The organism is Bacillus sp. UNC437CL72CviS29 (assembly GCF_000482345.1).
Taxonomy (GTDB): Bacteria; Bacillota; Bacilli; order Bacillales; family Bacillaceae_G; genus Bacillus_A; species Bacillus_A arachidis.
Genome location: NZ_AXVB01000003.1, coordinates 290503 through 317085, shown reverse-complemented (window position 1 = coordinate 317085; position 26583 = coordinate 290503). Strand labels below are relative to the sequence as shown.

At 34.3% G+C, this 26583-nt stretch carries 28 protein-coding genes and 1 riboswitch; of the genes, 11 read left to right on the top strand and 17 right to left on the bottom strand.

What is annotated here, in order from left to right; translation table 11 throughout:
• Window positions 1-224: 224 nt before the first annotated feature.
• From cbpB to M014_RS0101780, 5 genes are all read right to left on the bottom strand, one after another.
• Window positions 225-668: a cyclic-di-AMP-binding protein CbpB gene (gene cbpB, locus M014_RS0101795; RefSeq protein WP_026590175.1), complete on the bottom strand. Its 444-nt coding sequence runs from the start codon at window positions 666-668 to the stop codon at window positions 225-227.
• A gap of 249 nt (window positions 669-917) precedes the next feature.
• Window positions 918-1109, bottom strand: a complete 192-nt coding sequence (gene abbA, locus M014_RS0101790; RefSeq protein WP_026590174.1) for an antirepressor AbbA — start codon at window positions 1107-1109, stop codon at window positions 918-920.
• Between the two features lie 83 nt (window positions 1110-1192).
• A complete protein-coding gene (locus M014_RS0101785; protein WP_243765140.1) occupies window positions 1193-1669 on the bottom strand; it encodes a ribonuclease H-like YkuK family protein in 477 nt (158 codons plus the stop codon).
• Between the two features lie 116 nt (window positions 1670-1785).
• Window positions 1786-1935, bottom strand: a complete 150-nt coding sequence (locus M014_RS29040; RefSeq protein WP_090687304.1) for a hypothetical protein — start codon at window positions 1933-1935, stop codon at window positions 1786-1788.
• Window positions 1936-2199: 264 nt separating this feature from the next.
• The gene (locus M014_RS0101780) at window positions 2200-2436 is read right to left on the bottom strand and encodes a YkuJ family protein (RefSeq protein ID WP_000055151.1); all 237 of its coding nucleotides are present in this window, start codon (window positions 2434-2436) and stop codon (window positions 2200-2202) included.
• Window positions 2437-2669: 233 nt separating this feature from the next.
• Here M014_RS0101780 and M014_RS0101775 point away from each other — a divergent pair, with 233 nt between their 5' ends.
• The gene (locus tag M014_RS0101775) at window positions 2670-2906 is read left to right on the top strand and encodes a glutaredoxin family protein (protein ID WP_026590172.1); all 237 of its coding nucleotides are present in this window, start codon (window positions 2670-2672) and stop codon (window positions 2904-2906) included.
• Between the two features lie 24 nt (window positions 2907-2930).
• Here the strand turns inward: M014_RS0101775 and M014_RS0101770 are convergent, their stop codons facing one another.
• The 4 genes from M014_RS0101770 to fadH form a co-directional block, all read right to left on the bottom strand.
• A complete protein-coding gene (locus M014_RS0101770) occupies window positions 2931-3425 on the bottom strand; it encodes a DUF3993 domain-containing protein (RefSeq protein WP_026590171.1) in 495 nt (164 codons plus the stop codon).
• Between the two features lie 35 nt (window positions 3426-3460).
• Entirely contained in the window at window positions 3461-3607 is a 147-nt protein-coding gene (locus M014_RS29500; protein ID WP_170833598.1) for a hypothetical protein, read from the bottom strand.
• Window positions 3607-4824, bottom strand: coding sequence for an EAL domain-containing protein (locus M014_RS0101760; RefSeq protein WP_026590170.1), 1218 nt, complete (start codon window positions 4822-4824; stop codon window positions 3607-3609). Before M014_RS0101760 ends, M014_RS29500 begins: the two co-directional genes overlap by 1 nt.
• Before the next feature lie 264 nt (window positions 4825-5088).
• A complete protein-coding gene (gene fadH, locus M014_RS0101755) occupies window positions 5089-5853 on the bottom strand; it encodes a 2,4-dienoyl-CoA reductase (RefSeq protein WP_026590169.1) in 765 nt (254 codons plus the stop codon).
• Window positions 5854-6306: 453 nt separating this feature from the next.
• On the opposite strand from fadH, the gene M014_RS0101750 reads away from it, so the two are divergent.
• Both M014_RS0101750 and M014_RS0101740 read left to right on the top strand, forming a co-directional pair.
• Entirely contained in the window at window positions 6307-7164 is an 858-nt protein-coding gene (locus M014_RS0101750) for a metallophosphoesterase (protein ID WP_026590168.1), read from the top strand.
• A 99-nt stretch (window positions 7165-7263) separates the two neighbouring features.
• Complete coding sequence (locus M014_RS0101740) at window positions 7264-7482, top strand: hypothetical protein (RefSeq protein ID WP_026590167.1); 219 nt, start codon at window positions 7264-7266, stop codon at window positions 7480-7482.
• 289 nt (window positions 7483-7771) lie between these two features.
• Here the strand turns inward: M014_RS0101740 and M014_RS0101735 are convergent, their stop codons facing one another.
• Window positions 7772-9880, bottom strand: a complete 2109-nt coding sequence (locus tag M014_RS0101735) for an RNA degradosome polyphosphate kinase (protein ID WP_026590166.1) — start codon at window positions 9878-9880, stop codon at window positions 7772-7774.
• 108 nt (window positions 9881-9988) lie between these two features.
• The gene (locus M014_RS0101730) at window positions 9989-11527 is read right to left on the bottom strand and encodes a Ppx/GppA family phosphatase (RefSeq protein ID WP_026590165.1); all 1539 of its coding nucleotides are present in this window, start codon (window positions 11525-11527) and stop codon (window positions 9989-9991) included.
• A gap of 179 nt (window positions 11528-11706) precedes the next feature.
• Here M014_RS0101730 and M014_RS0101725 point away from each other — a divergent pair, with 179 nt between their 5' ends.
• Window positions 11707-12165, top strand: coding sequence for a YkyB family protein (locus tag M014_RS0101725; protein ID WP_026590164.1), 459 nt, complete (start codon window positions 11707-11709; stop codon window positions 12163-12165).
• Window positions 12166-12195: 30 nt separating this feature from the next.
• Here the strand turns inward: M014_RS0101725 and M014_RS0101720 are convergent, their stop codons facing one another.
• A complete protein-coding gene (locus M014_RS0101720; RefSeq protein ID WP_051588530.1) occupies window positions 12196-12816 on the bottom strand; it encodes a YkyA family protein in 621 nt (206 codons plus the stop codon).
• Between the two features lie 896 nt (window positions 12817-13712).
• Between M014_RS0101720 and M014_RS0101715 the strand changes: the two genes are divergently transcribed.
• Window positions 13713-13946: a phage holin gene (locus M014_RS0101715; RefSeq protein ID WP_026590162.1), complete on the top strand. Its 234-nt coding sequence runs from the start codon at window positions 13713-13715 to the stop codon at window positions 13944-13946.
• Between the two features lie 31 nt (window positions 13947-13977).
• Here M014_RS0101715 and M014_RS0101710 read toward each other — a convergent pair whose 3' ends face one another.
• Window positions 13978-14490, bottom strand: a complete 513-nt coding sequence (locus M014_RS0101710) for a hypothetical protein (RefSeq protein WP_026590161.1) — start codon at window positions 14488-14490, stop codon at window positions 13978-13980.
• 542 nt (window positions 14491-15032) lie between these two features.
• Here M014_RS0101710 and M014_RS0101705 point away from each other — a divergent pair.
• The 3 genes from M014_RS0101705 (at window position 15033) to metE (ending at window position 20119) form a co-directional block, all read left to right on the top strand.
• Window positions 15033-16568, top strand: coding sequence for an MDR family MFS transporter (locus M014_RS0101705; RefSeq protein ID WP_026590160.1), 1536 nt, complete (start codon window positions 15033-15035; stop codon window positions 16566-16568).
• 92 nt (window positions 16569-16660) lie between these two features.
• Window positions 16661-17215: a PadR family transcriptional regulator gene (locus M014_RS0101700; protein WP_026590159.1), complete on the top strand. Its 555-nt coding sequence runs from the start codon at window positions 16661-16663 to the stop codon at window positions 17213-17215.
• Between the two features lie 297 nt (window positions 17216-17512).
• A riboswitch (cobalamin riboswitch) is annotated at window positions 17513-17701 on the top strand.
• A gap of 129 nt (window positions 17702-17830) precedes the next feature.
• Window positions 17831-20119 (top strand): 5-methyltetrahydropteroyltriglutamate--homocysteine S-methyltransferase, encoded by a 2289-nt coding sequence (gene metE, locus M014_RS0101695; protein ID WP_026590158.1) that lies wholly within the window; start codon window positions 17831-17833, stop codon window positions 20117-20119.
• Between the two features lie 27 nt (window positions 20120-20146).
• On the opposite strand, the gene comJ is transcribed toward metE, so the two are convergent.
• Both comJ and nucA read right to left on the bottom strand, forming a co-directional pair.
• Window positions 20147-20536, bottom strand: a complete 390-nt coding sequence (comJ, locus tag M014_RS0101690; RefSeq protein WP_026590157.1) for a competence protein ComJ — start codon at window positions 20534-20536, stop codon at window positions 20147-20149.
• A gap of 56 nt (window positions 20537-20592) precedes the next feature.
• Window positions 20593-21027 carry a DNA-entry nuclease gene (gene nucA, locus M014_RS0101685; RefSeq protein ID WP_026590156.1) on the bottom strand — a complete coding sequence of 145 codons (435 nt, stop codon included), beginning with the start codon at window positions 21025-21027 and terminating at the stop codon, window positions 20593-20595.
• A 239-nt stretch (window positions 21028-21266) separates the two neighbouring features.
• Here nucA and M014_RS0101680 point away from each other — a divergent pair, with 239 nt between their 5' ends.
• Entirely contained in the window at window positions 21267-22010 is a 744-nt protein-coding gene (locus M014_RS0101680; RefSeq protein WP_026590155.1) for a DUF3967 domain-containing protein, read from the top strand.
• 232 nt (window positions 22011-22242) lie between these two features.
• Here M014_RS0101680 and M014_RS0101675 read toward each other — a convergent pair whose 3' ends face one another.
• Window positions 22243-23517: a sensor histidine kinase gene (locus M014_RS0101675; protein ID WP_026590154.1), complete on the bottom strand. Its 1275-nt coding sequence runs from the start codon at window positions 23515-23517 to the stop codon at window positions 22243-22245.
• Between the two features lie 309 nt (window positions 23518-23826).
• Here M014_RS0101675 and M014_RS0101670 point away from each other — a divergent pair, with 309 nt between their 5' ends.
• Together M014_RS0101670 and M014_RS0101665 are read left to right on the top strand one after the other, a co-directional pair.
• The gene (locus tag M014_RS0101670; RefSeq protein ID WP_026590153.1) at window positions 23827-24027 is read left to right on the top strand and encodes a hypothetical protein; all 201 of its coding nucleotides are present in this window, start codon (window positions 23827-23829) and stop codon (window positions 24025-24027) included.
• Between the two features lie 100 nt (window positions 24028-24127).
• Window positions 24128-25291, top strand: coding sequence for an aminotransferase A (locus M014_RS0101665; RefSeq protein ID WP_026590152.1), 1164 nt, complete (start codon window positions 24128-24130; stop codon window positions 25289-25291).
• 13 nt (window positions 25292-25304) lie between these two features.
• On the opposite strand, the gene malR is transcribed toward M014_RS0101665, so the two are convergent.
• Complete coding sequence (gene malR / locus M014_RS0101660) at window positions 25305-26327, bottom strand: maltose operon transcriptional repressor MalR (protein WP_026590151.1); 1023 nt, start codon at window positions 26325-26327, stop codon at window positions 25305-25307.
• Window positions 26328-26583 lie beyond the last annotated feature (256 nt).

The following is a 26583-nucleotide window of genomic DNA, read 5'->3' as shown; positions in this document are numbered from 1 at the left end:
GACATAAAACCTAATAAGAGCATCCAGCCATGCACCGAAGCAGCCAGATTCTTTTCCTACCCCAGCCAAATTAAAACAAAGAGAAAAAACAAGTAGCAATCATCTATCGTTCCTCGTAACAGTGACTTATACGTCGAAAAATCAAAATGCCTTTATATAAATACGTAAAAGAGATGCATGATAAAAAAGCGACTTCTCTTTTATTCGAAGTCGCTTACCCTTCTTTATCGATTATATTGTCTTACTTTTTTGTTCAGCAATTTCAAAATAGCACGCCTTGTTAAAATCCCTTCGAAGTACCCATCATTGTTTACAGCACAAATAAATGGATGATCAATTGTCATTTCTAACGCTTTAGCAAATGAATCTTCAAGTCTAAGATTCGGAATGTCCTTTTTCATTACATTCTCAACTTTCATATCTTCAAGTTTTTCAAATTCAATACGTTCTAACCCTAAAATCCCATCCAAAATCATAGCAGTACTTATTAATCCATGCAATTTATACATAGGATCTAAAACAGGAATTGCTGAATATCCAGACTTTACAAGAACAAGCAAAGCATGTTCTAAGCTATTTCCAATTTGAACATGTGCAACTTTTTCTGATGAAATCATTAAATCCTTAACAAGAACTTGTTGAAACTCATCTTTCGGAATACTAATCATATTATATCCCCCACTTTTTCTTCCTTTTTCCTGCTAACATGATCTCCAATAGACAATTCATAAGAACCTTACTGTTCACAGTTAATCATATCCACGGCTAAAAGTTTCACTTTATTTCCCATTTCTATTCATATCTTATGATAGCGTTTTCATATTATTATTTTGTCCTAATTTTATTCCAACAAAAATAATGATACACAGTTCATTCTACCATAGAACACAAAAAAAAGACTACCTTTCTGGTAGCGCTTAGTATCCTTCATTTTTCAATCGATTAAATAGCCTTGTAATTCTTCTATATTGGGAAATATCAGTCTCTTTTAAACCACTTTCAATATCTGTAAGCTCAACAGCGAGAATTTCACTAGCATAGTTTTGTCGAAACAAAACATCTAACAACAAACTTTTTTCCTCTTTTGTTAAAGTAAAACTCTTCTGCATATACTCCTCTCCTTATACCTTTTTCCTTAGTATTTATTATATAAAATATTCGCTTAGTTTAATAGATGAAAAATTCAGTTTTTTTATTTTGTGTAGCGATTTGCATAACTAAATGCAGCATAGGCATCAGGTTTAATTTTTGCAGTTAGCCCCATCGCCTTCACCTTCGTTGTCATATCAGAAATAAATTCTTTTGTTAGTCCATCATTTCCTATATCTAAGTGAATTTCCATTACAAACCCCGCTCCTTCATGAGCATATGGATGTAACAACTCCCATATACGTCTTATATGTTCTGGCGTAAACAAATAAGCGACTTCTTGACTAAACTGTGTTTCTAAATATATTTTTTCACGTAAAGTAGTTGGTTTTTTACGTACCGCTTTATACCTTAAGCATCCCCATGCTCCTTTCCCAACACGATGAATGTGCACTGCCGTAATAAAACGGGTATCTTTTTGATGTGCTTGTGAATCTGTCCCAATAGATAGACGATACAAATTGCGTGGATCCCTTTCAATAAAATTACAAATACGTAAGAATACTGTTTCAAAATCCATATGCCTCTCTGACACGTTATAAAATAGATATTCACCGTTCACTTAGTCACGTCCCTTCAATTAGACAGACTTTTTGCATTCTCATTGTATGGGACAAAAGAGTAAAATATGACTTATTATCCTTTACTCGTTTCTATATTTCGAACAGAATACTTACATGCTGGACAGATATAAATTACATTCTGATTAGATTGCGCTGTTAGTACATGATCCATTTCAAATGACATATGGCATTTGGGACAAATAACAATTGGTAGTCGCTCCATATTTCACATTCCTTTCAAACTTTTAATACCAGTGTAGGAACAACCAAAAAATCTTATACATATAAAGTGAAACTTTAATCAGTGGGGGGCTTACTGTCCATTAAGGCGGGATAACGTGAAGCTTCCATCAAGATTTTACAGTTCATTATCTCCACATATCTTTTTCAATTCTTTATCCTTTTACTATCTAGTAATAAAAAATAAAATCTTTTATTAAAATCACCAAAAAAGGTACCGTGAGAAACGGTACCTTTTTTGTATGTATCAAGAAATAATGTCGTAAATTTCAATTGCAACCATATCAATGTTATCGAATTGATATACTTGTGGCTTTTCGCCTTGTTGATACACTTCTAACTCATACATTTCACTTTTATCGAAAAATTTCACGCTACATTTGCGTTCACCGTTCACTTCAAAATAGCGTTGTGCTACTTCACCGCTTTCAGCTTGTTCTTGTAGACTAACAAGTCGAGTTAAAATTCCTTGGAGTAGAGACATGAAATCTCCCCTTTCTCTAATCTTCCTACCAATAGGTTTTACAGCTATACTCATTCTATCCGTCATAACAGAAAAAATGTTCCACACTCTAGGATAAAGCTTCTTGGCGAGAAACTCAACTAAAATTTGTCGAAAAAAGAAGTAAAAAACAGAAAGAAAATCTTTTTCTTCCTTTGTTGCGGTTTTTGTAGCTGCAGAATATAATAAAGAGCAGAAAAAGAGGAGGGTTTATAATGAAAAAAGTAGAGGTTTATACACAACCAGATTGTCCACCCTGTGCCATTGTAAAAGAATTTTTAAAACATAATAACGTAACGTATGAAGAATTCGATGTAAAAAAAGATACTGCAGCTCGCAATCGTCTTTTATATGACTATGATTCATATTCAACTCCAACAGTTGTCATTGACGGTGAAGTTGTTGCAGGTTTTCAAATTGAAAAGCTACAACAGTTACTAAATATAGAATAGGAATAGGTGACTATGCACCTATTCCTATTCTTTTAACTCTTCTAACTTTTTCATTTCTGTTAAAAGTTCCTGACTCTCATGATACCCCGCTAATTTCCATTTTCCTTTATCCTGTTGTAATGTTACTATTTGATATTGATCATTTTTTGACCGTTCATATACATACAAAAGGTGATGTTCTTCATCATACAACATTTTAGTTGCCGAATTAAATGAAAAAGGTGCTTCTTTCGTAGGAAGTAAATATTCACCACTTTGTTTATCATTCCTACTATTTTCATCTGTAAAAACTTGAAGAAAATTATCTGTAAAGTACAGTGATAACGCATCAACCATTTTATTCATCGGCAAGTGCTTCCCACGAATTGAAAATTGTGCCTCGTATCCCTTTTGAATCGTTGTAAATACTTCTTTTCGATCCACTTTTATCTCTTCTTTACCAAGAACTGTTGTAACACTGTACCCAACCAGAAAGGCCATACATAGAAAGAGAACAAACCAAATTCCATATTTTTTCATTCTTTCACCTTCCTTTAACAGAGCTTGTCTTTGTATTATTCATTGTAACAATGATTATGCAAAGAAAGGGATGGTTTCGTTCGTAAAATCTTTACAATGATAGACAGCATTTTCACCATCATTTTCACTATTACCAATTTATGATAAAACCAAACAAAAAATGCACGAATTGCTTCGTGCATTAAAATAAAACATCCTCCTCGTATAGAAATTCATAGGACAAATCAATAAATAAAAAATTCTCATCATCAATTGGAAATGAAAATGTTCGCACCATCTCCCCTGTTTCTATATCTGCATATAAATCCGAGAGTCTTGCTTTATTTTCAAATCTCATTTTCATTATATTTTCTAAAAAGTACGGGCGCCAGCTCCAATTTTTCATATAATACTCTGGCATCACAATCCATTCACCATCTTTTTTCATAATGTTTCCCGATTGCTGAAAACCATCTTCATTACAAATAAAGATTCGAAAACTATAATGCGATACATGTTGACTAAAATGTAATAACCAATCATTAACGTCTTCATTCTTTTTCTGCTTAGATAAAACATTCCCAACTTGATCACGTAATGTTTCTGTTAATTGATAAATTTTTTGTAGTTTTTTCTTTTCATGTTGAATAAATTGATGACATTCATTACCGAGACGTTCTTTTAAAATATCTGCTTCAATAAAATCTGGAAAACACTTTTTTAAATAATTGCCTTGATAATATCTTCCGCCATTTTTCCAAGCATATTGTAACTGGTAAAACGCGTCAATTTCTTCATATAATAATGTCGCACCAATTCTTCTTGCGAGTAGTGACAAAGAATATAAAATATCTTGATAAGATTGTAAAAGTGCAGTTTGTCTTAAGTTCGTTAAATCTACCTTTAAAATGTCAGGTGCTAGTACACTAATTCGTTCTAGATTACTCGTTCCTGTTCCGACTTTATTAATTGAAATTTGAATTCCATATGTACGGTAATACATAAGTAAATGATTAAATTGTTCTATATCTGCCTTACACTCGTGCTCTGTTATTTCTAAAACGATATGGCCTAAGTTCAATCCTTTTTTTTCATACATTAACAGTAAATGAAGTAAACTTTCTTCTTCATCATTCATTAATATGTTTGCACCCCGATGTATAAACAATAAAAAATCTTGATTTGTTTCTAAGTAGCGCTCTAATGCTTTTTCTACTATGACATTATCTGCCTCTAATTGGAATTCTCCCGGAATGGAATCATCGCGAAAAAAAGAAGCAAGACTTTGTATCCCATCTTCCGTTTGGATACGTCCTACTACTTCATATCCAATTACTGTATGTTCATCAGCACTAAAAATAGCTTGATAATAAGGAAGGACTTTATCCAAATTACTCATCACATCTAATGCATCTACCAAAATGTTTCCCTCCCTTTACTTTTCAAAATTATAACACGGTATGTATAGAAAAATAATAAAAAATCCCTTCAGTTTTCCTGAAGGGATTAGAGGGGTAAAATGCTAAGGGGAATTAGCAATTCTACTATGAAGAAAAAAGAGGTCTTAAATATACCTTATAAAAAACCTATTGTAAACACTTTTCTACCATATGTCACAAATCCGTCACATTTTACCTCACATGAATGGGAAATAATCCCCAAGTTTCACTCTTATATAATCCCTTTAAAACGGATATTGGTGCAAATGCTGTCCACCATCCATTGTCATACACGTTCCATTTATGTATGCTGCTTCATCAGAGCATAAATAAAAAGCTAAACCTGCAATTTCTTCTGGCGTACCAAGTCGACCAAGTGGGACGCTTCGCAGTGTACGTTTGGCTGCCTCTTCTGAAATCCATAATTTATCCGCGCCACCTGTTCGTTCGATTGGTCCAGGAGCAATTGCATTGACACGAATACCATATTTACGCCCCCACTCGACAGCGAGCGTTTTTGTCATTGCCAACACACCTGCTTTCGCTGCAGCAGAATGAATAACACCCGGTCCTGCATCCCAAGCATACGTCGCTACCATATTAATTATATTTCCTTTTATCCCCTTTTCAATCCAATACTTTCCTACTGCTTGACTGCAATAAAAGGTCCCATTCAACACAATATTAATAACCGCATTCCAGCCATTTATCGATAAATCTTCTGCATGACAAAGAAAATTACCTGCTGCATTATTTACTAAAATATCAATACGTCCAAATTTTTCATCAACATATTCAATCATACGCTTTATATCTTCTATATTTCGAACGTCCATTTGTACTGTCAATACTTGTCCTGCAAATTGCTCAATCTCTTTTTTTGCTTCTTCAAGCTTTTCTTGTGTACGCCCTGTAATAACAACCCGTGCTCCTTCCTTAGCAAAACGAGCTGCCATTCCTTTTCCCATTCCACTTGAACCACCTGTTATGATCGCTACTTTTTCTTTCAAAATATCCCCTCCCAAAAAATGAATACACATTCATTTTACCACTTTATTTCATAGAAATCTTTATATTTTTAAACTTTTCTGATATCTTTAGATAAGAAAATCACTTTCTCTGTAATATTTCTTATAATCTATATAAATCCATTTTGACTTTTCGACATATAATTCTCTGCTATGAAGAGGAAAAAGTGACCCACACTTGTTTTCTCTCTTTTTTCACTTGATATGGGCATGAAAAGGATTCGAACACTTCTATACATGGCCAGATGCTCTCTCCCACCTAAAAAGTAGCCTTTGGTCGGCTTTTCAATTTGTATTTATATATGGCTCTTCAATATCCAAAAATACACTTTTGAAACAAGAAATAAACAGAAAGGAGATCCAAGTGACCTATAATGAATTGCCTGTATACCTTATAAACTTCCTTTTGTATACTATAGGTTCGCTCATATTCCTATGAAACAAATTACGAGAAGAAACTTTATAAAAACAGGAATACGCACTTTTCTCTATACTTGTGTTACAGGTGGTCTTGGTTATTACTATGCAAAGTATATAGAGCCGAACTTTCTCTCTTTAACACATCATACACTTCGTTCTTCACTCATTCCAAAAAACTTTCATGGTATGAAAATCGTCCAATTTAGTGATTTACATTTGGGGTACTATTTTTCTCTCCAACATCTTTCTACAATTGTTTCTAAAATAAATGAAACTACGCCCGACATTGTACTTTTTACTGGTGATTTAATCGATGACTACCAAACATATAGCGAAACTCCTTTTGTTTCTTCAATTTTACGAAACATTCGTGCGCCCTTTGGTAAATTTGCAATCTACGGAAACCATGATCATGGGGGATATGGAACCGAATACTATAGTGAAATTATGAGTGACGCAGGTTTTGAAGTATTACAAAATACCGAAAAACGTATTCGTTTATTAGATAATAGTGAAATTTCTATTTTCGGAATCGATGACATGCTTCTTGGTAAGCCAGAAATCGATGTAACATTACACAATGTGCAGAAAGAGCTATATACAATTGTGCTCGTACATGAACCTGATATAGCCCCTAAAATTGCAGAATTCCCAGTAAATCTCCAACTTTCTGGGCATAGTCATGGGGGACAGGTACAACTTCCCTTTTTAGGAGCGATCGTTACCCCAGCACTAGCAAAGCATTACATTGAAGGATTTTATCATATTCAAGAATTACTTCTTTATGTAAATCGCGGTCTTGGAAGGACACGTGTTCCATTTCGTTTTTTATCCAAGCCTGAAATTACAGTATTCACTCTTCAGCACTTATAACCTATAATTGCCTATTTTCTTATATATCCTTTCTTGTACTCGCTCATCCATGCTATTTCACCATATGATAACAATGAGTCCAATAAAGGAGGTTTTTTCATGTACCCATACCCTCATCCCTATCTAGTTCGTTCAGGACCTATTGGCCCAGTAAGTGACTCACGCATCTTACCATTCTTCGGTGTCCCATTCTTAGCAGGACTTGCTGGCGGCTTAATTGGCGGAGCATTAGCATTCGGCCCTAGACCACCTTACTATCCTCCATATCCACCGCCATTTCCTTGTTATGGAAGTCCGTGCCAACCATATTATTATTAATATAAACAAAAACTATGAAAAAAGCCCCTTAACTTACAAGAGGCTTTTTTCGCCGTATTCTCATAATCTTGCATTCACAAGTTATTACACTTAACTATTTAATATATGTAAATTCATTTTAATTCGTTGATATACCAGTCACTGCTAGGAAAATAAAACATGGCCTCCACTCATACTTTCCCTTTATTTTCACTTAACATGGGGAGAAAAGGATCTGACCACTTCTATGCACGGTTAGATTCTCTCCACCTCACAAAGGATGGTTTTATATCGTTTTCCAATTTACACATTACTCTGCATCAGTATTTTGATAAGCCATCTTAAATAATTTCACTTGGCTATCAATCTCTTGGGAACCATTATTTATTATATAATAGTATTCACCATCTTTATTTTGTTCACGTGTTTTTACGTTATCCGCTAAAATAAGCTGCAAAATTGCTTTGATTCTTGCTTTCATTTCAAATCCTACAATCGGAAATGATATTTCTACCCGTTTTTCCATGTTCCTTGTCATCCAATCTGCTGAAGATAAGTAGATTTTTTCATCCCCATTATGATGAAAATAATAAATACGACTATGTTCTAAATAACGTCCAACAAGACTAATCACCCGAATATTCTCACTCACGTTTTTAATACCAGGCCGCAAGCAGCACGTTCCTCTAACAACAAGTTCTACTTTCACTCCAGCTTGCGATGCTTCATATAGTTTTTGAATTAAAGGTTTATCTGTTAACGAGTTCATCTTTGCAATAATACGTCCGTTTCCATATTGCTTATGATAGCGAATCTCTTCATCGATCAATTCCATAAATTGATGACGTATATCGAACGGTGCTACTGATAGGTGATGGAAATGTGGCTTTGTTGTATAACCACTTAAGTAATTAAAGAAATTGGTCGCATCTACCCCAAAGTCTTTCCGAGATGTAATATATCCAAAATCTGTATATAACTTTGCCGTAGCATCATTATAATTTCCCGTTCCTAAATGGACAAATCTTTCAATCTTCCCGTGTTTTCTTCGTACAACAAGCGTAATTTTACTATGCGTTTTCAAATGACTTACACCATAAATAACGTGGCAACCAGCTTGTTCAAGTTCCTTTGCCCAATGGACATTATTTTCTTCATCAAAACGGGCTTTCAATTCAACAAGCACCGTTACTTGTTTCCCCTTTTCAGCTGCAATCTTTAACGCCTGAATAATTGGAGATCCTCCACTTACACGATATAACGTTTGCTTTATTGCTAGCACATTCGGATCATCAGCCGCATCACGTACAAAGTCAATAACTGGCTGAAAAGATTCAAATGGATGATGTAGTAAAATATCATGCTCTATTGCTTTTTCAAATACATCTTCTTCATCATCCAAATCTTGAGGTGGCTGCGGTATAAGAGCGGGGTAAACCAGATGTTCATATAAAGGTGCTAATTTTTTATATAGGGAAAATAAACATGTTAGGTCTAATGGCCCATCCATTATATATACATCTTCATCTTTCAATTCTAGCACTTCATACAGTAAAGCTAACACTCTTTCATCCAAATGCTCTTTGCCAATTTCTAAACGAACAGCCGCTCCCCATTTACGTTTTTTTAACTCTTTTTCAATTACTTTTAATAAATCCCTTGCACCCTCTTCATGAATTGTTAAATCCGCATTACGTGTAATACGAAAACGAGTAACAGAGGATACTTTATATCCTGTAAACAACTTATGAGTAAAGCTACTAATTACATCTTCTAATAATATAAATTTATGTTTTTGATCTTCGCTTGGTAAAAAAATAAAACGTTCGAGCAAAGATGGCACTTGAACGATTCCAAGCTTCGTTCGATTCTCTTCCTCTTCTTGCTTTTCATCATACAGAATAGTAGCTAAATTTAAACTTTTATTTAACAACATAGGGAATGGACGATATGCATCTATTGCGACAGGTGTTAACACCGGGAAAATTTGTTCATCAAAATACTCTTCAATAAATTCACGCTGTTCTTTCGTTAAATCTTGAAATGTTAGCGGCTCAACACCTTCTACTTCAAGCGCCGGCAACACCGTATTTTTAAATGTATTATACTGAACTTTCATTAATTCATGAGCTTTCATGGCAATTTTATTCAGCTGCTGTTTTGGTGTTAATCCAGCCTTATTTTCCGGTTGATTGAATCCCGCCTTTACTTGATCCTTTAATCCCGCAACACGTACCATAAAAAATTCATCCAAATTTGAACTAAAAATACTAATAAACTTTAATCTTTCTAAAAGTGGATTACTTTCATCTTGCGCTTCTTGCAATACACGTTCATTAAAAGCAAGCCAGCTTAATTCACGGTTATTATAGTAAGCAGTATCATTTAAATTCATAGCATTTCCCTTTATTAATTCCATTTCCCTCACACTTCCCCTTGAAACTTTTTCAATATAATTTAGTTACATTTATTGTAACAAATTCCAATTTATAAAAGTGTAAATTTTTTGTAAATATGTCCGTACAACTTAACCTTTCTCTTCAAACACTAGGTGAATATTCATCTTTAATGCTTTTTCAAGTTGTTTTTTCTGCTTTTCTGCCTGTACCTTTTCTGCTAAAGCCGATTGTTCACACACAATATGAAATACAAGTTCCTCTTTATTTTTCTTCACTTGAATCGTTTCAATTAGTTCCCTTTGCCTCACATTTAAGGAAGCAGAAAATTGTAAGATTGCTCCTAACAAACGAATCTTTTTTTGTTCACTTTTATCAAACCATCCTTCAAATGGCTCCAAATGCTGCTTAAATAACATTTTCGACTTATAAGATGCAATAAGTGCAAGTCTAATACGCTCTTTATGCATCATGCCGTCAATTGTCTTATTCGCCAATAGATAGAATGTATGTAAACGGCTTGCTTCCGCATCTATATATTTCCCAATATTAAATACCTTGGCAGCTTGATAAAAGACCTCCCAATCTTTTTCTGAAAAAGAGATAATTTCAGACTCTTCAAGTTGTGTACAAATTAACGTTCCTTGCTTAATGAGTTGAACCACAAAGTTCATATCCATTTCATATTCATAGGACAATAAGTGTAAACTCTCTTCTATCACATTTGGGTAATAAGAAACACCTAAATTTTTTGTAAGTTCCTCATAGAAAACACCTTCTCGTAATCCTTTTCTACTTAATACAAATGACGGAGCTTGTATAATATTTGTTAGCATATAAAATACTTCTACCGCTGGAATAATTGTATCAGCTCGATCTTTCGCTAACCCATCTAGCTTCTGCAAGTCTGTAAAAGAAAGACTTTCTAATTCCTCTTTTACACCCTTTATATCCACTTCCTTCATCTTATATAAATGCAAACCGGCTATCGGATAAGAAAGAAAATTTTGATGAATTTTCACCATATTTCGAGCACTTCCACCTATCGCAATAAGAGGTAGCCTTTTGCCCTTTAACCAAGGTAACGTTTGAAATTGGTACCATAAATACCTTCTTAGTTCCTCTAATTCTTCTATCGTTGGTATTTCATTATGAATAAATTGTTTTTTTAAAGAAAGCGCACCAAAAGGAAAGCTATAATATTCTATCATTTCTCGGTCTCGAAAATATGTAACCTCTGTACTCCCCCCACCAATGTCGACAGTAATCCCTTCAGTAAAAGAAGTCGAATTCATCACAGCTAAGTAACCATAGCGTGCCTCTTCATATTCAGATAAAACCCTAAGTACAAAATCAGTTTTTCCTTCTACAAGTTTTTTAATTTCTTCTTGGTTCTTTGCTTGTCTAATTGTTGCCGTCGCAACGCAAAGTATATTATGTAATCCGTGAAACCTTGTACTTTCTTGAAATTGAAGTAGTGTTTGGAGCAGTATATGCATTCCCTCTTCTATGAGCACACCATCTATTAGATAATTTCTTAATCGTGCAACAACTTTTGTATTTTCAATTTCCTTATAAAAACCTCCATTTTGTTTTTCATAAATCACCAGTCGCATCGTATTTGAACCAATATCAATAATGGCATATTGCTGTTTCAATATATCTTTCACACTTCTCACTCTTTCATCATTGAAATTCTAGAATTCATTCCTATCACTATTATACAAAATAGTTGTTTTTTGTAACAATATTGCTTTAATATTGAAAATATATACAATCATTTTTTGTATATAATAAAAACTACTTTTATTTATGCTATAATAGTGAAAAATTAGAAAGGGGTCCCATCATGAAACCTTCACAGCCACAGTCTCATTCACACAAACGATATTCTATTGATCAATTGGCTCAATCTATCTTCATTGTAAACCGGCATGCCAAAGCTGCTACAAATCCTAAATATTTATATTGGTTGAAAAAGATCGCTTTAGAACGTTTAATTCGTGAAAAGAAAGCAATAAAAGAAGGATTACATTTCTCTAGGAATCCACGTTTTAGTCAACAACAATCTGATGTTCTCGTTCGGTTAGGCGACTATTTTTTCCATATCCCTCCTACAAAAGATGATTTCAATACTCTTCCACATCTCGGTAGCCTTGAATCTTCCTATAGAAACCCCAAAACAACTCTTTCTTTAGCAGTAGCAAAAAAAACGCTACAAGATTACATTGGGCCAGAAGCACTAAAACAAGAAAAAAAATTAAGCGAACCAATTCCTTGGTATCGTCGTACGTACACAAAAAAATAAAGCAAGTTTGCCTATAAAGGCCAACCTGCTTTATTTTTTGTCTTCTTTTATTTTAATGTTCGCTTGTTTATAAAATGCTACTTTTTCTGTATTATATGATTTTGTGTATTCATTGAACTTATCTTTTTCAGCATCAATATCTTTATACGATTGGTTCACTGTTTTTACTTTATCACTAATATCTTTTAATTTTGCTCCCTTATCTTGCAGCATTGTAAATAATTCTTTTTCTAATTTTAATGATTTACTATAATTATCATACATTTTCTTAAAAGACTCATGTCGTTTTTCGTATGTTTTCGTTACTTTATCCGCTTGTTCTTTTAGCTTACTATTCTCAATTTTCTTCACATATGTATCAACCGATTTTACTTCTTCTTGCGCTTTATTCAATGCTTCTTTTTCTTTATCAATTACTTTTCCACGTTCTGCTGTATTTTTCATTGCTTGATCTAATTTTTCTTTCACAGCTTGATTATTATCTTTTCCTTCCTGTACAATTTGACCGTATAATGTTTGGCCTTCTTTTTCCAGTTCCTCTAATTTTTTCGCGTCTTCAAACATCGGTTTTTCTTGCTTCGCAGCATTTTCAAATGCTACATATAATTCCTCTTCTGGTTTTGGACCGAAACAACCTGCTAATAATGTCATAGATAAAACTGCTACAATTGCTATTTTATTATATTTCAACTTCTTTTCCTCCTAATTAAATTTCACCGTTGCTTTTTATCTAACTCAACTTCTCCCTAATCATGAGCAAGCTGAATTAGGTTTTTCTGATCGGCTCCAGCTCTTGCAAGTGATGTAAAGGATTAAAATATGCCCCCTCCGCCGCGACAGCACAAATTGCATTAGCAATTATAATTAGCCGCCTGATTAAAGGCGATCGTCGGCTCCTCACGTCTATCATTCTACCATTCCCTTTCTCACTTTCTATCAATCTTTTTCTAATCCATTTTACACATTTTAAAAGTTCACTTGCAACAACTTACATATATTCTTTTTATTTCCTTAAAAGGAAAAGTGTAGAGTTTTCCCCCTACACTTTTTTAAATGAAAAAACATTGTGCAAAATGTATTGACACATCCATCACAATTATATGATGTTTAAATCTATTTTTAAAGACTTTTGTTACAAAATAATGCTTTTTTGTAACAAAAGAGAAAAAATTGTTACGAAAAAACTTTTATTACTCTATCTTTTTTAATCTCTGTTTTATACAACTGCACTCCGTCCTCCCAGAGAATCCATCGTCTAAGATAATAGTTGATGGCCTTTTGTATAATATAAACAGTTCAAGCATCCGTACACATTGCATTGCTAACCATTTTGCAGCAGTCTCTACATTACTAATCAAGAAACTAGCAACTCTACCTTTATTTTTTATGCACTTTCTTCTTTTAAAATGATATATACTTCTATATCATTAATATTTTTTTACAAAAAAATGCACTTACCCTTCGTACATTTTCTCTCTCAAACTTGTATTCATTTTCTTTTCTATTTCATATATATAGTATATAACCATTATCGAAAGGAGAAGAAAATGTTACAAAGAGAAAACATTTCAGACATCATTCGCTTTTTTGCAGGATTTCTCTTATCATTAAAACTATTATTTGAATCATTTGGTCTTTCTTTTATTACAAATGACCAAATCGATGCAATCATAAATGTTGCTTCTTTCTTATTTATTTTATACTTCGGATATAAAAATAACTATGTAGGAAAGAAAGGCCTGGACCAAAAAGAATTACTAAAAAAGCATAATTTGCATTAAAAAAGGAACCCACGCCCGGGGTTCCTTTTTATTATTGTATCAAAATTGCTTCTGTTGTTTGAAGCGGTCCATATAATCGGCCCATCTGCTGAAATGTATATGTAGCACGCAATGAAATACGTGATGGGATTTGTATACGTGATGCGTTTACCTGACAGATTAATTGCGCTTTTTCACCTGATGATAATTCATCAATACGCCATCTTACAAGTCGAAATAAAAACTCTCCTGCCCCTTTATTCGTTTGTAATGTATTGGGGATATATGCAAAATAATCCCGAATCATATGACTAACGATTACACGAGAAATCCCTTCGCTTCCTCTGTTTTCAACTTCTAATTGGACAAAAAGAATTTCATGTACATCATAAGCAATTTCTTGTGAAAAACTCTTTTCTTTCATACCGCGAATTTGTAATGTCACTGCTACATTTGGATTAGGCTGTTTTTTCGTAAATTCTTTAGAACCACCTTCCCTCCACATAACAGGTTGTAAAGACAACGGGAACACTTCTTTATCTAGATTTATTTCCCACATTTTCACAATAACAATTCACCTCATTCCAGATGGTATTCTCCGCACAAATTTATTGTGCTCTCCTAAATAATAAACCAGCCTTCTCCAATTCGTTCACCTTAAAACATTCTCTTATTTTCGCCCAATAAAAATATACGTTTTCAACATTTTTACCTTTCTCCTTTATCATATTCGGCAACGTGATGAAAAAACCATTTTAAATAGCTATAAAGTGAAACTTTAATCAGTGTGGAGTTCATCCCCACACTGATTATGATCCCTCACCAATTGACTTTTACGATCCGTTAATGCGAGATAAACTCCATCAGTCACTCATTTCCTTTTATTTCTTAAATAGTAAAAGCTATAAAATAAAAAATTTGCCTTTTAGTCAAATTTGACTATAATATGATGTATGCTTTCTATTCTTTATGGCACGAAAACACTATCTTCCCTTATAACAGCAACCATAAAATTATAGTGGTACATAATAAAGACAAGTTAAAGCACAAACTACTAATTAGATTTTCTTAAAGAACAGTTAATCTTATATAAAAGGAGGAATATATTTGCAGGAACAAACATCTCAAAACAAAGCAAGCAAAACAAAGTTTGTTGTAGCTGGATTATTACTTGGTATTTTAATGGCAGCAATGGATAATACAATTGTCGCCACTGCCATGGCAACAATTGTTGGAGACCTAGGAGGATTTGATAAATTTGTTTGGGTCACATCAGCCTACATGGTAGCAACGATGGCAGGAATGCCGATTTTCGGGAAATTATCTGATATGTACGGACGTAAACGTTTTTATATCGGCGGTTTACTTCTCTTCTTGCTTGGGTCAATTCTTTGCGGTACAGCATCAAGCATTGAACAGTTAAGCATTTACAGAGCAATTCAAGGAATTGGTGGCGGTGCCCTCATGCCAATCGCCTTCACAATCATGTATGATATATTCCCGCCAGAAAAACGAGGGAAAATGACAGGACTATTTGGAGCAGTTTTTGGAACATCAAGTGTATTTGGACCTTTATTAGGCGCTTATATTACGGAGTATATAAGTTGGCACTGGGTCTTTTATATCAATATTCCATTAGGCATTATTTCCTTCTTCTTTATCTCCAAGTACTACAAAGAATCTCTACAATATAGAAAACAAAAAATCGATTGGGCTGGCGCTATTACACTTGTAATAAGTATTATTTGCTTAATGTTTGCACTAGAACTTGGCGGTAAGGAATATGCATGGAATTCCAATATGATTCTTGGGTTATTTGCTACGTTTGCTATTATGCTTATTATTTTCTTCTTCGTAGAAAGACGTGCAACAGAGCCAATTATTTCTTTCCATTTATTTAAAAAACCTTTATTTGCAGCAAGTCAAGGTGTTGCCTTTTTCTATGGAGCGGCTTTTATTATTTGCACTGTTTATATTCCAATCTTTGTCCAAGGTGTTCTTGGGGGTTCCGCATCAAATGCTGGATTAATTTTAACCCCGATGATGGTCGGTTCTGTAATTGGAAGTCAAGCAGGCGGACAATTTGCTTCGCGTACGAGTTACCGTAACATTATGATCATGTCTGGTATTTTCTTTATACTTGGTATCTATTTACTCAGCACTTTAACAATGGACACACCGCGTGTACTCGTAACAGTCTTTATGATTCTTGCTGGACTTGGAGTAGGCTTCTCTTTCTCTGTTTTAAGTATGTCTTCTATTCACAACTTAGAAATGAGAGACCGAGGTTCTGCCACATCAACAAACTCATTCTTCCGTTCTCTCGGCATGACTCTTGGTGTAACAATTTTTGGGACTATTCAAAATCATATTTTCACAAATAAATTAGAAACTATTTTCCCTCCAGAGTTGGCAAAAATGGCACCAAAAAGCGGAGATACAAGCTTTTTATTAGCACCACATGCTACCGAAAAAATCCCGCCTCAAATATTGGATGGAATTAAACAGGCGCTCGCAATATCTATTGCTGATACATTTTTCTGGGCACTTATCCCAGCTACTCTAAGTATTATCTGCATTACACTGATGGGGAAAGAACGTCTTGCAACTGGAACAAAGAAAAAGCAGAAACAAGTAAGTTAATACATGATAAAACGGAGCGGTATAACCCTTTATGGAAAGGGTTATACCGTTTATAATATGTATAAAGTTTAAATTACAGGAGTTGAGACAGCGTGAGTATGAAACTAGTCATTCTCGGCTTACTACTCGAAGGAGACAAACATCCATATGAAGTACAGCATACAATGAAAGAACGGCAAATGGATTGTTATATTAAATATGCAAAAGGCTCCCTCTACTACGCTTTTGAACAATTAGAAAAGCAAGGAGCCATTGCGGTTACAAACATAGTACGAGATACAAACCGACCAGATAAGACCATTTTCCATATAACTGAAACGGGAAAAAAGCTTTTCCATACACTGCTTTTAAAACAATTTGAAGCAAAAAATCATATATATAAGCCAATCTATTCAGCACTATCATTCGCTCATTTTGGTGATGAAAAAAAAATCATTCCTATTTTAGAAAAAAAGATGGATGACACGATTCAATATTTACATACGATGCAATCCATATACGAACATAGCAAAGAAAATGTTCCACGTGCACAACTTTATATTTTAAAAAGTGTTATCGAACATATTACTGTTGAATTACGTTGGTTAAATGAACTCCATAAAGATGCAAGTGCTGGTTGCCTTTCCGAAATTGGAACAGATATATAGTAGGCCTACTATTGCTTACCGTCTCCTCTACTGCTATAAGACTCTCTATTAATTAGATTCTTATAAGCAGTTTTTTATTTTATCCACGGGTATATATCTTCCAACCCATTCCTCTTCTTACAACTTCTTGTATTAAACATATTTTTGTAAAAAGCACTCCCATTATACACCTTATTATTCATAATATTTAGGATAACAATAATTTAAAACTTTAAAATATTCTTATTTCAAAACAGTAGACAAAATTCGAAAAATTATGTTAGAATTTATTTCAATATCATATTTGCTTGTTAAATTCCTTTCAAAAGGAAAATAGGTACATGGAATTTCTTATTTCGTGTTTAAAAGGGAAGCTTGGTGAAATTCCAACGCGGTCCCGCCACTGTAAGTGCAGAGAATTCTTTCCTATACCACTGTGAAAACGGGAAGGTGAAAGAAATCGTATAAAGCATAAGCCAGGAGACCTGCCTATTTTAACAACACTGATAGACTCACGGATGATGATTAGGTGTTAGAAACGAGAAGAAAGGGTTATTTTCTGTACCTTTATACTTTTCGTCACATGCATTTCCGAGTAAACGGAAGTGCTTACTTTCAATTAGGGAGGAAATTTAAATGGCAATTCAAACAAGTAATTTAGGGTATCCACGCATTGGATTACACCGAGAATGGAAAAAAACGTTGGAAGCTTTTTGGTCAAATAAGATCGATGAGCAGCAATTTTCAACAACCATGAAAGAACTTCGTCTTCAACATGTCAAAGTTCAACAAGAAAAAGGAATCGATTTAATTCCAATCGGCGACTTTACATATTATGATCATGTGCTGGACACAGCCTACATGCTTGGCTTTATTCCATCACGTTTTTCTGAGTTTTCTTCGTATCTTGATGTATATTTTGCAATGTCACGCGGCTCTAAAGATCACGTTGCTTCTGAAATGACAAAATGGTTTAATACAAACTATCATTATATTGTTCCTGAATATGAAGAAGGATTAGATATTTCTTTAAAAGACAATCGACCGCTTCGCTTATACGAGGAAGCAAAACAAGAATTAGGTATTGACGGCAAACCAGTTATATTAGGACCTTATACATTTTTAAAATTAGCAAAAGGATATAAAGAAGATCAATTTGCTACTATTCTAAATCAACTAGTTGCACCTTATGTACAACTATTAACTGAATTACATGAAGCTGGCGCACGCTTCGTACAAATTGATGAACCGATTTTTGCATCTTTAACTAAAGCAGAAATTGTAGAAGCAAAAGAACTTTATGAAACAATTCGCAAAGAAGCACCACATGTATCTCTTATTCTACAAACTTATTTTGATAGCGTAGAAGAAAACTATAAAGAAATTATTACATTCCCTGTATCCGGCATTGGATTGGACTTTGTTCATGGTAAAGAAGGCAATGTAAGAGCTATTCTAGAGCACGGCTTCCCAACCGACAAAATCTTAGCATTCGGTTGTATAGATGGCCGTAACATTTGGAGAGCTGATCTTGATGACATTCTTTCTTTATTTAAAACATTACAGGACCGTGTTACACCAAAAGAATGGATTATTCAACCTTCGTGTAGCTTATTGCATACTCCAATTGATAAAACGGAAGAAACACACTTATCAGCAGAATTATTTGGTGCTCTTGCATTTGCAAATCAAAAGCTAGAAGAACTTACGCTTATTAAACGTGCAGTTTCTGAAGGTGTGGAAAGTGTTAGTACTGAATTAGCTACTTACCGTAGCGCCCATGAAGCTATACGTTCTTCAGCTGCACGTAATCGTGAAGATGTAAAAACAGCACGTGCAACGCTTAAAGAAGAAGACTTCTCTCGTCCTCTTCCATTTGAACAACGTTATGCTTTGCAACAAGAAGCTTTACAATTACCGATACTTCCAACAACAACAATCGGTAGCTTCCCGCAAACTACTGAGGTTCGTCAAACGCGTAAACAATGGCGAAGCGGTGATATTACAAATGAACAATATGAACAATTTATTGAAAAAGAAACTGCAAAATGGATTCGTTATCAAGAAGAAATTGGACTTGATGTGCTCGTTCACGGTGAATTTGAACGAACAGATATGGTGGAATACTTCGGCGAACGACTTGCTGGTTTCTCTTTCACTAAAAACGGCTGGGTACAATCATACGGTTCCCGTTGCGTAAAACCACCTGTAATCTATGGTGACGTTGCCTTTATTGATGGGATGACAATTAAAGAAACTGCATACGCACAGAGCCTTACAAATAAAGTTGTAAAAGGTATGTTAACAGGCCCAGTAACAATTCTAAACTGGTCATTCGTTCGAAATGATATTTCACGAAAGGAAGTTTCTTATCAAATTGCATTGGCACTTCGCCATGAAATTGAATTACTTGAATCTTCTGGTATTCACATTATCCAAGTCGATGAGCCAGCACTTCGCGAAGGGATGCCATTAAAGGAAAAAAATTGGGATGCATACATTACATGGGCTGTTCAATCATTCCTTTTAGCGACTTCTTCTGTAGCGAACGAAACACAAATTCATACACATATGTGCTACAGTAACTTTGAAGATATCGTTGACGCGATTCGTGCTTTAGATGCTGATGTTATTTCTATCGAAACATCAAGAAGCCATGGTGAGTTCATTCATACATTAGAACATACAACATATGAAAAAGGAATCGGTTTAGGTGTTTATGATATTCATAGCCCTCGTGTTCCAAGTAAAGATGAAATGTATACCATTGTAGAACAATCCTTAAAAGTATGTGATCCAAAATACTTCTGGATTAACCCAGATTGTGGTTTAAAAACAAGAAGAACAGAAGAAGTTATACCTGCCTTAGAGCATATGGTTCAAGCTGCGAAAGAAGCTCGTTCCCTTTTAACAACAAACGCATAAAGAAAAAGCCACGATGTCGTGGCTTTTTCACTCTTTCTCTTCGAAAAACAATTCATATTGTATCTTGTACAATTCATCATCCGTTGGTTTCTCAAGCGGCATGGCTTGCATCACTAACACATATTCACCTTGCGAAATAGGAATATGTAAAGTGTTTGAAAGAATGCTGCGTATAAAAACACCCTCATTCCCTATCGTAAACAGTGCTGATATCGTTTTTATTACCCCTTCTTTTTCAATGTGCTTTCCTACAGATACTTCTATTTCACACGTATAATCAGAAATTGCCTCAAAAATAACTACACCTTCTGCTTCGACGTATCCTCTCTCAAAAGCTTCATTCGTCCACTCTACATAAGGCTGTTCCCCATCATAATTCATCACGATTAATTGTGAATAGGAAATTGTTAATTCCACAAGCGTCATCTTCCTTCTACTATTGACTTTAAGTAAAATCTCCTTACATTCGCCTACTACTTCACTACAAATTTCACACGAGTACCATCCGGATATTTGTCTAACTTATTTCCAACCCAAGAACCAGCCCCTCTATTATCAGCTGGACTAATATATTCAATATGTGCACCTTTTCCTCCTTCTTTACACATTGCCATTGGCCATTCATCACGATCATATCCTTTTTTTGCTGGATATGGAGCTAGAGACAACTTTCTTCTATCAGCTGCACCATTTCGATCAATCGTACACACTTTAGAATGTCCTGCTTTGATCGCATCTGCAATATGTTTCCCTGTCTCGGGATAGCGTTCTTTTGGAAATTCTAAAACTTGATCATATGTAACTTCTTTCTTGCTCTTTGATTCTGTAGGTGAAAATACTTCATATACAGCAACCAAAATAGAAAGAATCGCAATAATTGAAATGATAATACCTTTTATTTGTTTCATAGATGTACCTCCGTTTTTCGATCCAATTTCTTTTCCTAGGTTATTATATCAAACATCCTCTCTATATGTTTTCAGACATTATTTTATCCCTTCCTCTCCTTTACGCCAAAAACATTCATTTTTATGCAACTTTTCGCTAATCATGTAGAAAACTTCTAGGCTTCCGACATTCTTTTTCAAAGGAAGTCCAAATAAAAAATGGAATTTGTACATACGATACTTTTTGGGGAGGAAATGTCATGGAAGCAACATATAAAACGAAGGATGTTACAAATAAAACAGGAATCCCGAAACACATAGTTCGAAAATATAGTCAACTTTTAGAACAACACGGTTATATGATTACCAAAACCGCTGATGCTCGTATATATAAAATGGATGATTTGAAGCTTTTAAAATTAATTCATGAACGAGCAGCCACTTTACAAGAAGATATTACAGAAACCATTCCAATTATTTTAAAAGAAAAAGACAGTCCACCTGTACCAATAGTAAAACAAAATCAAGAGGTACACGCGAAAGAAGAGGGCCGAAATTTTGAAGAATTTATGTTAAAACTCGATATGCTTGCTCAATTAAATGAAGCAATTATTCATCAAAACTCCACCTTAATCACACAAAACCGCTTAAAAGATGAAAAACTAGATGAATTAATGCAACAAGTTTATGTAAAAGAAGACCAGCAGGGAGAAATGCTGCAAGAGCTTATTGATCATGCAGCTCAAACAGATGCCTTGCAAAAAGAAAAAATGGACTTATTAATGAATCATATGTATAAGCGGGAATCAAAACAAGAAGAAAAAATGAACAAACTTGTCAATCATGTTTACAATAAAGATAACAATCGAGATGCACAGCTTATGCAAGTCATTCGTGAAATTCAAGAAACAAAACGACTCATCGCCGCCTCAAAGGAGCAAGGTTTATTTCAATCATTTAAAAATTTATTTATTCGAGTCAAGCCAGAAAAAACAAATGAATAAAGTACAACATTCGTCGTTAGCTTTCCATCATCAAGGTAGAAACTTTACACTCCTTTCACTTTTACGTATATAAATCCATTTTAGCTTTTCGACATATAAGTCACTCATGCAAAGAAGAAAAAGTGACCACCTCTATGCATGGCTGGATTCTCTCAACTAAAAAGAATGGGGTTATTTCGTTTTTTCACTTGAGCTTATGATAAATAAAAAAGTTACCTTCTATCGGTAACTTTCATTCCTTATTTCTAGCTGCTGGTAATGTAATAATTGCTTCTGTTCCTTTTCCACTCTCACTTTTATATTCCAGCGTACCATTATGTGCTTGTAAAATACTAAAAGTAACCATAAGCCCTAGGCCTGTTCCTTTTTCTTTTAATGAATAATATGGTTGTCCAAGCCTAGCTAACTGTTCCTTCGTCATTCCCACGCCACTATCTTTTACTCGTACCATAATGACACTATCTTTTTGAATGGCGGTTACTTTTAAATACCCTTTGTTTTCTTGAATTGCTTCGATTCCATTTTTAACGATATTCATAATTGCTTGTTTTAACTTTGTCTTATCGCCAATTGTATAGAGGTTCTCAGAAATTTCAACTTGTAAATAAACGCCCTGCATAGCCGCAAATGAAGACATTAAAGTAGTCATTTCTATGAGTTGCGCTGATAAACATATACGTTCCTTTTTTTCAATTTGCGGCCTAGCTAAATTTAAGTAATCTGAAATAATTTGTTCAGCCCGATCAAGCTCAGCTAGTACAAGACGCATATATTCTTTATTCTTCATATCTTCTGTACTCTCTAATAGCTGAATAAAACCACGAACAACTGTAAGTGGATTTCGAACTTCATGCGCTACACTTGCCGCTAGCTCACTTACAATGTTTAGCTTTTCAGATTTTTGCATTTCTGTACGTAACAATGCATTTTCGTTTAAATACTCTGTTAAATACACTTGAAATACCATTGTCATAACCATAATAAGGGAAGCAAATATGTATCCACTATATAAATGCGACATAGGTGGCGTAAAGCCTACTCTCAGTAAAATTCCAAACATACTACATGCTAAACTGATCAGAGCGTACAAAGATGAAATAATAAGAGCTAAAATGAGTTTTTTCTCTCTTGGGAAAACAGACCACTTTTTTGATAATAATAAAGGAATAATCGCAATACATAAAACTTCTATTATCCGAAACCATTGTAAACCATTCAAAAACCATTCGTATATAACAAAGATAAAAGCTGGGATAACCCCTGCAATCCCACCATACAAAAAAGCACTAATAATTGGAATCGGATAGAAATTATAACCACACAAATCACCAAAGCAAATCGGATACGTCACAGAAAGAACAAGCGTAATACTAGATAAAAACATAATAAAGTAGCGATTGGGCTTTGGAAGCATATCTTGATAGCGATTTAGACGAATCGCTTCATATAAAAACAGTGGCAGAATAATGATAGCAACTTGGATCATTAAGTCACGGATTAGCTCCATACCCTTTCATCCTCTACATGTATTTTGATATGATTATATCATTTTACAGTCACTTTTGTTTTAAAATTTAGATTTTTCTTAACACATTTGTAAATCATTTGTGAATAAACGTTAAGAAATGTTACAACTTTCCGAAATGATTGTAAACCCTGTACCAAACTACCATGATGCAGTATACAATGAATACGGGTTAAAGAATAAAACAAAAATAGTCCAATATACGGACAACTATAACAACATGTAGCATATAATCCATACTATCTATGTTTATAAATAAGTAATCATTATTTTAGTAGGAGGAAGATAAATATGGCAGGAACTACGCTTGTTCTAAAAGAGGAAAATTTGGTTGTTCTCGAAAATGTGGAGAAATCAGTATACGAAGAATTGCAAGATAAAGCTGGTGAAGAAAATTGCACATGCGCTGTAAATGAATCTGTTGTATACCTTGGAAAAGTATCTTCAGTTCTTTGGAATGAAGATGAAATAGATTGGGAATATGGGTACTAAAAAGTCGCTTTAAGCGGCTTTTTTTATGCACTCTAAAGCGAAAATATAAAATTTATGATAAAATAAAAGAAATTTTGCAAACAGAAGAAAGGGAGACAAAATGGAACAATTCATTAACCCTAGAGTGAAGGATATCCAAATTTCTGGTATTCGTCAATTCTCTAATATGATTCAAAACTATGATAATCTCATTTCTTTAACAATTGGACAACCAGATTTCCCAACGCCTTCTTTAGTAAAAGAAGCTGCCAAACGAGCGATTACAGAAAATCATACAAGCTACACACACAACGCTGGCCTCTTAGATTTACGCAAAGCAGCTTGTCATTTTCTAAATGACAATTACGATTTACACTATTCACCTGAAAACGAAACCATCGTTACAATCGGTGCTAGTGAAGCGATTGATGTTACGTTCCGTACTATTTTAGAACCTGGAACAGAAGTTATTTTACCTGCCCCTATTTACCCAGGCTATGAACCTATTATTAGACTATGCGGCGCAACACCTGTGTTTGTAGATGTTCGAGAAACTGGATTTCGTTTAACAGCAGAAGCGATTCAAAAAGCAATTACAGATCAAACAAGATGTATCGTTTTACCTTATCCTTCTAATCCAACTGGTGTTACACTGTCAAAAGAAGAACTAACAGATATTGTATCTGTTTTAAAAAATAAAAATATTTTCGTTCTTTCAGATGAAATCTATAGTGAGCTTGTATATGAAGATAATCATATATCCATTGCTCATTTTCCAGAAATGCGTGATAAAACAATTGTTATTAACGGACTAGCAAAATCACATTCAATGACAGGTTGGCGCATCGGTCTTTTATTTGCTCCAAGCTATTTAACACAGCATATTTTAAAAGTCCATCAATACAACGTTACATGTGCAACTTCAATCTCACAATATGCTGCAATTGAAGCGTTAACAGCAGCAAAAGATGCACCGCGAATGATGCGTCATCAATATAAAAAACGCCGTGATTACGTATACAACAGACTGATTCAAATGGGTTTAACTGTTGAAAAACCAACGGGTGCCTTTTATTTATTCCCATATGTTGGAAATCTCACATCTTCATCATTTGATTTTGCTATTGATCTTGTCAAAGAAGCTGGGCTCGCAGTTGTTCCAGGAACGGCATTTTCAGAGTATGGCGAAGGGTATCTCCGTCTTTCATACGCTTATAGCATGGAAACACTGAAAGAAGGCTGTGATCGTTTAGAAAGATTTTTAAAACAAAAAGCTAAGAGATAACACTCTTAGCTTTTTACGCATAATGATCACAAGTCTGACGTTTCAGTAATTTATGCGGAATAATAATGCATTTTGAAGTGGACTCAGAATGCTCCACCTTATCAACTAACGCTTTTGCAGCTTCATACCCTAATTGATAAATATTTACATCAACCGTTGTGAGCGGTGGACTTGCTATTTCAGATAATAAAGCATTGTTAAAACTCACAATAGAAACATCTTTCGGTACAGCAACTCCTTTTTTCGCAAGTGCACTCAGTACCCCAAGGGCAATTAAGTCGTCTGTTGCCATAATTGCTGTTGGTGGCTTTTCAAGACCCATTAATTCTTCTACAGCTTGTTGACCACTCTCTCTTGAAAAATCAAAATGTAAAATATATTCATTTGGCAACACGATGTCTGCTAATTTTAATGCATCGCTCATTCCAGCTAAACGATCCTTTGTAACAAGTAAATCAGAGCCGCCGCCAATAAACGCTATTTGTTTATGTCCTAGTGAAATTAAATATTCCGCTACTTCTCTTGCAGCTGTATAGTTATTATTATCTACATATGTAATTTCATCTTTTCTTTCGTACGGCTTTCCAATTAAAACAAATGGGAAATTTTGTTCATGTAAATATTGAATAATACGATCGTTTTCACGTGAATAGAGAAGAATAATTCCACCGATTTGACGCCCCTGTACCATCTTCACAACACCATTAAAAATTTCCTCTTCTGTTTCACCAGTTGACATATACAGCGCATAACCTTCAACATGTGCAAAGGAACTTATCCCTCGAATTACTTCTGGGAAAAATGGATTTTGAAATGCCTTACTTGCAGAACTCGGCATAACAAGACCAATTGTTTTTGTCGTTTGATTCGCAAGGTTTCTCGCATTTAAATTAGGATGATACCCTAACTCGCTCATTACTTTACGAACACGACGCTTAGTTTTTTCACTTATACTTGGATTATCAGCAATTACACGAGACACAGTAGATGGTGCAACATTTGCCTTTTTTGCTACATCTTTAATTGTAACTGTCATTAAATCTCCTCCTCTCTTCTTATTCTTCATTCATATCTATTATTATTCTGTACTCCACAGATATTAGGAGAAAACGAAAGCTACCATTACTTTATTTCATTTCTCAAAAAAAATTATATTAATGTAAACTAATATTCTCCCTCTTCATGTATTGTAAGGGATACAGGCTTATTTTCCTATACTATAATATACTATTTTTTTCACATCTTTCCCCTTACGATGTCATATGAACCCGAATTTCTCCTAAAAAAAGAGA